Consider the following 11,662-nt stretch of genomic DNA (forward strand, 5'->3'; position numbering starts at 1 on the left):
AATTAGTGATACCTAAACCAAACAGACCAACCTTTTTCTTTATCTTTGGTAAGGTAAATTTGCCCTTGTGAACCACTAACACTTGGTAACCACAATGGAAAATGTAATTTGACCAACCATGAACGTTTGGCTACTTCTTCACCACAAAAGTTTTTAGCAATGCCATAGTATGCATCTTTATCAAATCCAGTAAGTTGGGGCATTGGCTCAGCTAACGTGACTTGCCATTCACTGTACTTTTCGCTGTATTTATCACCACCATAGACTTGTGGGATAAGTGTATTCAGAGTTTTTAGAAGTTCTTCCTTATCTTGAAGTGATGTATCAGCAAATTGAGATACCTTTGGGCATGTTGTGCCTTGTGGTGGTTCTGCACTAACTAAAGATGCTGAAAGGATAAAAAACAAACAAGATACAATCATTATTTTCTTCATGTAATCACCTCATGGTTATGCTTCCCAACATTATATATATCAAATGTTTATACATATACCACAGAAGTTCTTTTGGCATCTTCTTACCTTGTTTACTTTCCTTTTTAATAACTATCCATGTATTATCGTTCTTCTTAAACGTATAAACGAAGTTAGTTCCGTCAGCTTTTTTAAACAAAATGTATGCTTTATCGTCTTTTACAAAGGTAAATGGATTAATAAAATTTTTATAAGGTGGCTTAATGTCCTTGTTTAATTCTTTGACAATTTCTTCAATTATATTGTGTATAGACACGAAGTTACCGTTACCCTGTTCAGCTAAATACTCCAATTGCCTATACTCATACTTTTTGAAGTAAGTTAAATCCAAATTAAAAGTTTTAATAATATCATTAAGTAGTTCTTTATTAAACTGTTCAATTTTCTGTTCCCATTCATCCCCTTTGTGTTCAAAGTTGATTATCTTAACCCCAAAGGGGCTTACATCCATTGTGATTGTTTCAATTCCAATGGGTGAGGAATGTGCATGTTCAAATGTCCTGGCTTGTAATTTTACTGTGAAAGTATACTCACCTTCAGACTTCCTTTTTATATCCAAAATTTTTGTCCAAAACAAAGCAAATTGTTTTGGATAACCGTAATAATTAGCAATTGCTTCTTGAATGTGTGGGGAGAGTGTTGTAAGCAAGGTGTCTTGGGTTAATTTTTCTTGCGTTTCTTGAGATGGTACTAGTGGTTCAGCATGGACAGCGTAAATACTTGATGTTGTAGTTATAACTATTGAAAGTAGAACGGCTGAGAAGGTCTTTCTCATGTAATCACCTCATAGTTATGCTTCCCAACACATGGAAAAAGGATGAATATCACGATGGTGCTTTTCTTATGTCCTTGAGAGCTTCTGATTTTCACATGCAGCGTTGATAAAACGGAGGTGGATGAAGATTTTATAATGAAGGTAAATCCTATAAAACATGGATTCTAACGGGCAGTTTAATGAATAACCATAATTTAAATTTATGTAAAATGATGGAACTTTGGTGATTCTTGAACGTCTAATTGGTTTGTAGTAGGTTATCTGTGTTACTCAATGATAAAGAATCATGAAATAACATCCTGATAAAGAAAAGAGGGGTAATGTTATGGGTAATATCGAAAATCTGATCATGAACTTCTTAATGTTTCTTTTTTCTAAACATCGAAGTAACATCTTTACTTCATTCAATCAATCGGAGTATTACCAAGCAGTAAACAAATTAAAAGAACATGGGATCTCTTACCGGAGCCGTATCACGAGCCATGACACAGGAATAATGTCATCCAATAGAAATGATAATAGCCAGTACGATATTTACGTCAAAAAAGGTGAGGAATACTTCGCAGAAAAGGCATTATCGAAATATTGATGCAGAACGGCAAGTAACTCTCGAAACTAATATAAGCTGATAACAAACAAGCGTATCGTAAGCTAACGGGTTAGTGTTGTTCAACAATATACTCATTTTTATGAACTATTCTTATGTTTGCTAAAGTAAATTAACGAAACATTTTCATTTTCCTATTGTTTAATGAAAACATGGAAAGGATTGAAAAAATGAAAAAATGGCAGCTCGTTTCCTTGCTGAGTATATTTTTTCTTGTTCTTGTTTTTATTGCTCAAAAGTCAAATAACGTTCCCGTTTTACCAGAATCGGTTCAATCGAGTCAATCACCTCATATAAGTAATAAAGATGATGTTGTTACTACAACTGCGGTACCTGTAAGCGATGTTAACCCTATAGATACTTCAATGATAAAAGAAACTTGGTTCTCAGAATTAAGTGATTCCGACCGTATGACAATTAGTACATTGGATGATGGAATGCAGAGAACGTATAAACCTACGGATCGATTGTTTTTCAATGATTCGAATGCATTGCTTGAATTTTTTTACCGCAACTTCCCCAATATATCGCAAACCGAAATTATGAAGATTAAAAAAACAGTGATTGTGAGAACAAAAGCTGATCAAACGACCATTCCTTTCACAGTAACAGCTTTCGACGAATTGAATAGTCAAGGCATATCCATTCATTTGAATAATGTGCCAAAAGCAGATTTAGTTGTTCAATTTCATGCATTAGACGGATCTACAACAAAAGAATTTACATTTGAATATATGCCGTTATTCACGTATCAAATTCAGTGCCCCGAGGATAAAGAAGCGGATTTTTATGCGATGAATCCGGGTACTTTTTTTCGTGTAGCACCCGAACAGACGTATGCGTATCAGGTGCATTTTTCGCTTGAAGTAAATAAGGATGAAGCTTTAAAATTAATGCAAAATCAAATGAAAGACTTCGATTGGTCTTCTGAATGGAAAAGCGGTCGTGATTTGATTATAACCCTACGTACCCATCCACAGGATATGTACAAAAAGTTTCTCATTAATTTTAACAGAATCAGAAGCACTGAAGGATATGTACTTGCAGATTGGCATGTTTCACTTCATGGAGTCATTACGGATGCGAAAAAATATGAATCCATTGATGTAGCGACAGGGAAAGTCACCAATTTGTTTCTTAAGCAGCCGCGTTACCAAACATTGGATTTATCTCCGAACCGGCAATTTTATTTAGCAACGGAACTTCAGGATGATTTTCAAGGTGAATTTCCGGTTCCTTCATTAACTTTACTCGACATCAATGGGAACATTATTAAGCATTTCGCTAGTCAAGTGAAATTTCCACATTGGTTAGCAGACGGTCAATCCTTCGTCTATGTTTCAGGAGATTCTATCCTTAGCTATTCCCCTGACACTGAAAGAACAAAGGTCGTTTGGACTTCTCCTTACAAAGGTATAAAGACATTTTACTACAGCTTTGATAGTTTGGAGTTAGACCAGAAGACTGGGAGAATAGTCGTTAGCATCAATCATCTGCCTGGACTTGTCATGGACATCGGGAACGTTGATTTATACTTATTTGCAAATATCAATGATCCATCTCCGCGAAAGGTCGAGAATGTTTCAAAAAGAGGAAATAGCTCTTTTATTTTTCAATTTGACGGTAATCATATATTTTATTCCAATAATTTCGTTGGAAGTCAGCATTGGGAATCAAAATTACAATTACTGGACTGGAAAAATATGAAAATCACCGACTTAAATGGATTTACAGCATCCAGTTACCTTCACTTATATCAAGGTGGTGAGTTTGTTTATCAAAAGGGTTATTCAAAAAACGTCGAATGGTTTCGTTATGATTTAGAAAATGAACAAAGCCGAAAGTTGTTTATCGTAGATCATCCAATAGATGCTGCATGGTCGATTGGGAAAGGGGACTACATTATGCATGATTTCACAGGTACTTTTAAATTCAATATTCAAAAACCTCAGTTTGAAAAAATTTCATTATTGCCACAAAGTGCAGAGATCTTAGGATCACAGGAAAATACAATCATTTATCTTCAAAATCCAGATCCAGTGGGGAGTATGTGACCCCCCTCCCTCGGAGATCAATAGTTCAATACAAAGACGGCTGGCGTACGGCAGCCTTTTGTTACGCTAACAGATAACAAGAGTTAAATGCCAGAAGGACTCCTGCTTGGTAGCCCTTCACTTCGCTAACGGGCAGTTAAGTTCAAATGTAGGATTTTAAAAGGAACAAGCGAAAAATACACACTTAAAACAGTTAGTTTTTTGATATTATAAAATAAAAATGACTTAGGTGGATTTTGATGCCGACTTTATTAAAGATGCTTGTTTTGGTTTTATCGTTAGGGATAGATACATTATTGATTTCCACATCACTGGGTGTCATCAAAACCAAAGGGAAATTGAAAATTGCCGTTGTCTTCGCCTGTGCCGAGACAATTATGCCGCTAATTGGACTTTTCATCGGAAAAGGGGCAGGGCAGCTTGTCGGAAATTGGGCATCTCTAATAGGAGGGTTATTATTAATTGGAGTTTCGATCTGGCTGATCTTTTTTGAAGATGAAGAAGAGGAGGAAAAACTGGAACGTAATTTAATCGGCTGGACGCTTATCATGACCGCTTTAAGTATCTCTTTAGATGAACTAGCTGTCGGGTTCTCCATTGGACTTGTAGGCGTACCTGTAGCACTTACGATTTTTCTTATTGCACTCCAAGCTTTCTTTTTTACATTTTTGGGATTGACCTTTGGTTCAAAATTCAAACCATATATGGACGAATGGTCCGAGAAAATTGCCGGACTAGTATTAGGGTTACTTGGCTTGTGGATTATTATCGAGTCATTACTCAAACTTTAATTTTTAAGACTTACTTTTAAAATAGATATCGTCGATTTGAAAAGTTAATTTAGGGATTAAATTTCAAAGGGGTGTTCAATTTTGGGTAATAATCGGGCTTTTCCAGCATTTGCAGCGGCAGTCTTATTTTTTATCCGGTTTGTGTTCTTTTTTCTTCCTCAGTCAATTTCCAAAGGGGTGCAAGACGGAACAATGTTTGGTGCAATTCTAGCTGTATCCGAGCATATGATTATGCTTCCGGTTATTGCAGCACTACCAGCACCACAGTGGAGTAAAGCGGCGGGTTATGGCTGGATTGTCATAGATATGGCAACAGATATTATGGCTCTAAATGGTGTTGATCCTGCCATCTATATTTCGTTACGCTATGGAGGACATATTTCAGCTGCCGTTTGGTTTGCAACAGCTTCCTGGACCTCTCGAGGCGCTATTCGTATATTTGGTTTGCTGACTGCGCTAAATCTTGGTGGTTATTCGTTCATCGCTCATTATGCGCCGCCAGTTGTTTTAGCCCCCTTATCGATTTGGATGATTGTTTGGTTAATTTTGATTGGGCAGCACATCGCAAGAAGGTTAGAAAGTAACAATAATATTAGTGTCTCTTCTTGATAACAAACGTTAATTAACTGGAAACGGTAGTGTGGGGTTTTGAAAAGTTTGTTCAACTAACGGAAAACGAGAGCTGAATATTTCTATTACCGAGCCACTAACCAAGTGGCTTTTTGTTTGATAAATAATGCGAATACGCGAGAAACAAAAAGACGGTGGACATGATGTCCATCTTCTTTTTCATGACATCCAAATTAATGCGAACAACTCTAACTCCAATCAGACTAGCTGATGATACGGTAACATAAAGGGTGGAGATGAATTGTTGTTATTAATTTCATTGTAGCATCAGCAATATATTCAGGCATTGTCGATACGGAATCACAATTGCTCTGTTTTGAGCCTTTTTCGACGGCATGACAAGGAATATTCGATGGGGAGCGACAAGCAGGCGCAATTGATTTTTAGGCTGTAAAGAGCTTGATATTTCAAGGGAAAAGCGATGGGGAGTGTTTTAAGTGACAATGGGGAGTAGTTAAGGCACACAAGCACAATGCCCTTTTCTTTTATTTTCTAAGCAACTATGTAATTCCATGCCGCGTCTATAGTGTAATAATCACTTTGGGGGCGCAGCATGAAACGATTACTTATATCTTTATCCTTGCTTGGGGTATCCACTGCGGTATTTATAATTGATGGAACAAGCAACGCTAGATTGCATCCTGTCATTGCTGGTGGAATACAGAAACCAATACACATTACAGCAGTAACAGCACCAAAACCTATTTCCACTTCGGAAATTCGTGTTACTTATCGTGACGGAAAAACAGTTACCATGACAAGTAAAGATTTTCATCCAACCGAAACAGATAATGCGGTTATTGCTACAGTTGAGTATGGAAACGGCGCAGTCGTTCATGTACCGCCAACGGACTTCGATCCTCTAACGGCGATGGATGAGCAGTTAGATTATTATAACTATCCGCGCAGACCTAAAAACGAAGACGATTTAAAGCGTTGGCGAGACGTAATGAGCCATGCGCAGCATTTTATCATCCCAACGTTTGGTGAAAGCAATGACTTTAATGAAGGAGAAAGAAAATGAAGATCATTGCATTATTACTTGTCATGGCGGCGTTTGTTGCTGAGATTTTCACTGACCATGAAGTAGGCGTTAAAGCCGCTACTCCTACTGTAGACACTTACGACAACATCATTAACGCATACAAGGCTCACCAGCAGGCTAATGGAGAATCCGACATAGATACTGTAATACAAGATAGCAGCAAAGCCAAAAGCAAAACGTTCTATATTCATGGCATAGACAGCGTTGTTTCCGCGCAACTCATTCCTGCTCACGCTGGAATGAACAGTACAATTTTGAAGTTAGACCTTCAAAAAAGTAAGGACAGAGAAGTTATTGCGAAGGTATTAAAATGGCTTGGTTCTTCAAAAGTTGTTGGGGATGCCAAAGATCAATTTATCTCTTTTGGTAGTAATCTAACATCATTAACTTTTAAGTTTAAATCAGGAGATATTATCAGCATTGAAGATGCTATAGGTACTTCTTCACCAATTAAGTTTGATGATGGCAATACGCAGATTCATTCAACGAATATTCAAAACCAAGTAACAGTTTATCAAAACAATAAAGCGCGGCGTATTGTTGCGCCGGAGTTGAAAGCATGGATCGAAAATGGATGGCAAAGTGAAGAATCGTTTGCGTTCACACCAGAAGAAGCAGTAGCAAAAGTGCTTAAAGAGCATCCAGAGTTTCCAGCGGCAGCAAATGACGGATATTGGTGGTGTTCAAGGTCATAATGTTACTTTAACGAAGGATTATAATTTGCGTGTAGGTGATAAGGAAGTCATTCAGTATTGGGTATATAGTGTTGAACCAAATAGCATTACCTTGTTTGAGAAGCAAGATAATGTGCCTGAGATAAAGTGAATCTGCGGCTATCCTACATGGTTAGCCTTTTTTATTTAGATTGATGTTATAATGCCCATATGGAAGAAAGAGGAAGGGTTTTGATAAGGGGGGGTAAGCCATGTTCGTTCCGCCGGAAGTCAGAGTGTTTAGTGTATTTGTAATGATTTTTTTCGCATTATGGACAGGAACTGCCTTGTTTGCTGCTATTGCGCCGTATACTTTATGGAAGATAACGCAAAGTTGGAAGGCTGTCAAAGAACCTCCAAAGGCGTATTTTGTGTTGCAGAGGGTAATTGGGATTTTGTTTGCGGCAGTTGGTATTTCGTTTTGGGTGTTTGTATGGACTAGGCATTGAAGTGGGCATGTCGCATGAATTATGGGGGTTGAATTATGTTTCTATCGAGGAAATTCACCTTTTGGTTATCGATCATCAGCATTATGGTGTGTATAAATAACTATTGGGGTAATGATGAAAAAAACATACTGCTAATTGATTTGAATCCATTCTTAAATTCCATCGTTTATAAAGAGCCTTTCCGACACTGGATACTTGATTTTAATAATGCGAAAATCACTGATAGCGCAAGCATTAGGGTATCAACTAATGCTTATTATTTACATTTTGTCTCATTCTTTTTGATGGGATTTATCATAGACTTGATTATTTATTTATACAAACGCTATAGACAGTCAAGGGAGCAAGCCTAATAATTAAATGAATGATTTTATTTTAATTTGAAGGAGATAAATTTGTGCAGTATTTCACTTTTGAGTTATGGTCTAAATTTAGTTCTGAAAATGAATTGGAAAGGCAACAGGCTGATGTACAGTGGGATGAAAATTCTAAGCTGTATTGGCATATGTTTGAGCAGTTGAAGGCTAGAATACCCAAGGAGACGATTGAATTTTTCACTAATGAAGGATTTCATGATTATCATATTCAAAATCTTGAAATGGTACATGGAGATTATAAACAGAAAAACCCCATTGATGTTGTAATTACAGTAACAAATGCAATTGATACATGGAAACTCAATTACAAATGCGTTCAACGATTTGAAGTCCAGTACAACCCAAACTCTCCTTCTTTATCATTCCACAATGGATTTGATGATTGGGGCTACGATGAATTAATAGCGGTGAATGAAGAAGTATTATCTCACGAAATTCTGTTTGCATCAGGTGCAACCATTCTTATTCATTTCCCTAATCAGAACATTCTAATAGAAAAAGTTGAATGAAAGCACGATTTGGTTGAAAGTAGGTATTTGCCATGATCCCTTGGTTGGAGGAAGTTGAACGAAAATCCTTTAATACAGTTATGCCGGAACATAAACCCTATAGGATTGAGAAGATGTATCTTGAAATTACGCCCACCAATATAACTGAACTAGGACAACTCTTTACGGCGGCAAGCTTTTTGCTATCTGACAATACAATGGTTCAATTGCCAGCGCGTGATCTAATCGCAAGAAATTTGATTTTTAGTGATATTGCGCCGCACTTTAAAGAAATAAAAGTTGTGCTTATCGACAATCAGATCGAAGTCGTTATGATGCAGTATTTAATGGGTTCATCACGACAAATGTTACAAGACCTATTCTTATGTGGCTTATATCCAGTTGTTTCTGATATTTACCGCAGCAAAGAAATGAATTTGCTTGGTTCTCATAAGCCGCGACGCGCTATTCAGAGATATAGAGTTAAAGCGGAATGGTTAGAGCCTTCACAATTAGCGGCTACTTTATCAATTCAACAGTTTGTCGAAAGTGCTTACTTTACAAGGGGTGATTTCCTGCCGCTGTCGCCTACAGGTTGGAAGTTGGAAGATGAATTGCGCAATTCAATTACGCTTCGGACGTTTTGTTCCTTTGTACCTCACATAGAACTGGTGGTTGATGTAGATGATCTAAGTGTCGTGGGGCTTGAATTATATCCGGCGTAGTTAATTAAACGAGCAATTTTATATAGCTAAAGGGGTGGACATATGAAGAAAATCTTTGGAGTTTTGGTTATCTTGATTGCAATTTTTTCGCTTTCATACAAATACATCTATAATCGAGTTATTGAGCCATTTATGATTGATGCAGCTACAGAAACAATCGAATCCGCTGCTTCGGGGCTGTTGAATACCCAACAAACTTACAAATATAGACTTGTTAATACAAGTGATAAATCGGTGAAATTATTAAAAATTGAGTTGCAAGACTATAAGGGGATAAAAATTGATGATGTGACTATTGACGGTAAAGCATTTAGTGTTCAAGACGTTCCTACTCATAGGACATACACAAGTTCTAATTCTTGGTCAACGAACAATCATGGTGTCAATATTGAATATCATGTAGAAATCAAAGAACCAGTTATTCATAATCCCAAGACTTTTCTGATAACTTATTCGTATTGGGGCTTCAATCATCAACAAATAGTGAAGAATCCTATTGTATCACCTTCTAAATAAAACATGGATTTTATTTAACAAAAAACTAGATTCGTAGTAGGATGTTGGAATGATTCCATATTTCACCAATTTGTAATGTGCACTGTGACCTATGGCACAATTAATGACATATAATTGAGGTAGTGTTTTGATAATTCTGTCATATGGAGAGTGATTGAATTGATTACAGGATATGCTCATTATCATAATGGTAAGTTATATTACGAAGCAGATGGAGTAGGGGAACCTTTGCTCCTGATTCATGGCATTGACTCAGACATACGATTATGGGACGACCAGTATAAAGAACTCTCAAAACATTTTCGAGTGATTCGATTTGATTTACGAGGATTTGGAAACTCCCCTTTTCCAGAAGGTGAATGTAATAATAATGATGATATTCTTTTGATTCTCCAGACCTTGGGTATTGAGAATGAAAAGGTTAATCTTGTTGGTTATTCTTTCGGCGGCACTATTGCCGTAAATTTTGCCTTGGAATATCCTGACCATGTAAACTCAATAATACTTGTCTCTCCAGGACTTATTGGATACGCATGGTCAGAAGAATCAATTCAGTACCATCGCAACTTTCACCAAGCTATGCAAGATAGGGATTTCGAGAGAATGTTTGATCTACTTTATTGGAAAAGTGTCTATGGACAATATAGAACCGAAGAAGAAATTGATTTAGATACGATTTGTCAAAAGCTAAGATTGATGTTTGAACATGCTTTAACTATTCCAAGAGAGGGGAAGCTTACGCCAATTGGAAACCAAATTGAACGTCTCCATGAAATAGCTTCCCCTACATTGGTAGTTACGGGCAAACTTAATTTCGACGATTACAAAGATGTGGCTCAAATTTATACCTCAAAAATCCCAAATGCAAAGATGGTCTTAATGGAAGGGGTATCTCATTTAGTCAATATGGAGCAACCTGAAACATTTAATAACTTAGTTAGAGATTTTTTAGCTTGCTGATTAATAGTATCTACAAAGCTGTTTTGATAAAAGAGAAGTTTCATTAAAAGGGAATATTTCTTTGGTTTGTCTTTCGGTTGGATGATTTACTTTGTTGCAAAGGAGTTGAAAACTAACTTGGAGGATTTCACATATAAATTTCCATCAGGTTTCAAAATTGCTGAAAATTTGTTGGAAACCAGTCAGAAGGCACTTGATATACCAATAGGCTCTACACTTCGTGGAATACTCTTATCCCTTCAGCTTAAATGCCATCGTCTTTTTGCTGCTTCTATAACATTAATACGAACTGGTTATGCAGTTGAAGCACAAAGCCATCTAAGAAGCATTTTAGAAACGATGATTTCAGCGAAATACTTGATACTTGATCCTGTTAAACATGGAGATATGTTTAAAAACTTTGAAATCATTGAAAAATGGAAAATGGCGGAAGATTATGAACAGGCAATGAAGCTTTATATTTGTTCACCTTCAATTATAGTAGCGGATCCTTTAAGTGAAGAGTTTATCAACGCGTATAAATCATACCAGGAAGCTTGTGAAAGTCTAAATAAGCTAAAACCGCAATATGAAAAGGCAGATAGTAAACGAAATGAATGGATTGAAGAATTAAAGCAAGAAGGAATTAAGAGACCTAATAAAGACAGTTGGTCTCTACGGAATAATTATGAAATGGCACTTGCAACGGGCATGGACTTTTATTATTTCATGGTATTCAAGACATTTTCAAATTTGGTTCATCCGTCCACATTATCGGCAAATAAATATAGGAGTAAGACAGATGGATTATTAATCGACCCAAGTCCTTTGGGAATAAGACGAGATTTAATGGGAGCGTGCGTTCTGAACATACATATGACGCACACGATTGCAGAATTTTATAGCAATAATATCGTTTTAGAACAACTTGAATTTATCGGAAAGGAAATTGAAGTAATACGTGCTTCTAATGAATTTAAAGAGGTAGACCCCATTTTTGGAAGGAGTTAATGTTAAAATAAACCAGCGGCGAAAGCCGCTTACATCAGCTTAGAACAAAGGTGGGGATTCTTGTTTGAT

The 11,662-nt window shown here is 36.7% G+C and carries 13 protein-coding genes; 11 read left to right on the plus strand and 2 right to left on the minus strand.

Annotated features, from left to right (window positions below):
- Positions 1–2 precede the first annotated feature (2 nt).
- Both BLV33_RS02160 and BLV33_RS02165 read right to left on the minus strand, forming a co-directional pair.
- The gene (locus BLV33_RS02160) at positions 3–434 is read right to left on the minus strand and encodes a hypothetical protein (RefSeq protein WP_090787806.1); all 432 of its coding nucleotides are present in this window, start codon (positions 432–434) and stop codon (positions 3–5) included.
- A 4-nt stretch (positions 435–438) separates the two neighbouring features.
- Positions 439–1,248: a DUF3888 domain-containing protein gene (locus BLV33_RS02165; protein WP_090787809.1), complete on the minus strand. Its 810-nt coding sequence runs from the start codon at positions 1,246–1,248 to the stop codon at positions 439–441.
- 777 nt (positions 1,249–2,025) lie between these two features.
- On the opposite strand from BLV33_RS02165, the gene BLV33_RS02175 reads away from it, so the two are divergent.
- From BLV33_RS02175 to BLV33_RS02230, 11 genes are all read left to right on the plus strand, one after another.
- Complete coding sequence (locus tag BLV33_RS02175; RefSeq protein WP_090787816.1) at positions 2,026–3,909, plus strand: hypothetical protein; 1,884 nt, start codon at positions 2,026–2,028, stop codon at positions 3,907–3,909.
- A 239-nt stretch (positions 3,910–4,148) separates the two neighbouring features.
- Entirely contained in the window at positions 4,149–4,700 is a 552-nt protein-coding gene (locus tag BLV33_RS02180) for a manganese efflux pump MntP (RefSeq protein WP_090787819.1), read from the plus strand.
- A gap of 81 nt (positions 4,701–4,781) precedes the next feature.
- Positions 4,782–5,309 carry a hypothetical protein gene (locus BLV33_RS02185; RefSeq protein WP_090787822.1) on the plus strand — a complete coding sequence of 176 codons (528 nt, stop codon included), beginning with the start codon at positions 4,782–4,784 and terminating at the stop codon, positions 5,307–5,309.
- Between the two features lie 574 nt (positions 5,310–5,883).
- Positions 5,884–6,354, plus strand: coding sequence for a hypothetical protein (locus BLV33_RS02190; protein WP_090787825.1), 471 nt, complete (start codon positions 5,884–5,886; stop codon positions 6,352–6,354).
- Entirely contained in the window at positions 6,351–7,070 is a 720-nt protein-coding gene (locus BLV33_RS02195; protein WP_090787828.1) for a hypothetical protein, read from the plus strand. The genes BLV33_RS02190 and BLV33_RS02195 overlap by 4 nt, the downstream gene beginning before the upstream one ends.
- Positions 7,071–7,300: 230 nt before the next feature.
- Positions 7,301–7,537 carry a DUF6199 family natural product biosynthesis protein gene (locus BLV33_RS02200; protein WP_090787833.1) on the plus strand — a complete coding sequence of 79 codons (237 nt, stop codon included), beginning with the start codon at positions 7,301–7,303 and terminating at the stop codon, positions 7,535–7,537.
- Positions 7,538–7,934: 397 nt separating this feature from the next.
- Entirely contained in the window at positions 7,935–8,423 is a 489-nt protein-coding gene (locus BLV33_RS02210; RefSeq protein ID WP_090787839.1) for a hypothetical protein, read from the plus strand.
- A gap of 32 nt (positions 8,424–8,455) precedes the next feature.
- A complete protein-coding gene (locus tag BLV33_RS02215; protein ID WP_090787842.1) occupies positions 8,456–9,127 on the plus strand; it encodes a hypothetical protein in 672 nt (223 codons plus the stop codon).
- Positions 9,128–9,169: 42 nt separating this feature from the next.
- A complete protein-coding gene (locus BLV33_RS02220; RefSeq protein ID WP_090787845.1) occupies positions 9,170–9,643 on the plus strand; it encodes a hypothetical protein in 474 nt (157 codons plus the stop codon).
- 159 nt (positions 9,644–9,802) lie between these two features.
- Entirely contained in the window at positions 9,803–10,603 is an 801-nt protein-coding gene (locus BLV33_RS02225) for an alpha/beta fold hydrolase (RefSeq protein WP_171908978.1), read from the plus strand.
- 117 nt (positions 10,604–10,720) lie between these two features.
- Positions 10,721–11,593, plus strand: coding sequence for a DUF5677 domain-containing protein (locus tag BLV33_RS02230; RefSeq protein ID WP_090787851.1), 873 nt, complete (start codon positions 10,721–10,723; stop codon positions 11,591–11,593).
- Positions 11,594–11,662 lie beyond the last annotated feature (69 nt).

Origin of the sequence: Paenibacillus sp. GP183, assembly GCF_900104695.1 — a bacterium.
Taxonomy (GTDB): domain Bacteria; phylum Bacillota; class Bacilli; order Paenibacillales; family NBRC-103111; genus Paenibacillus_AI.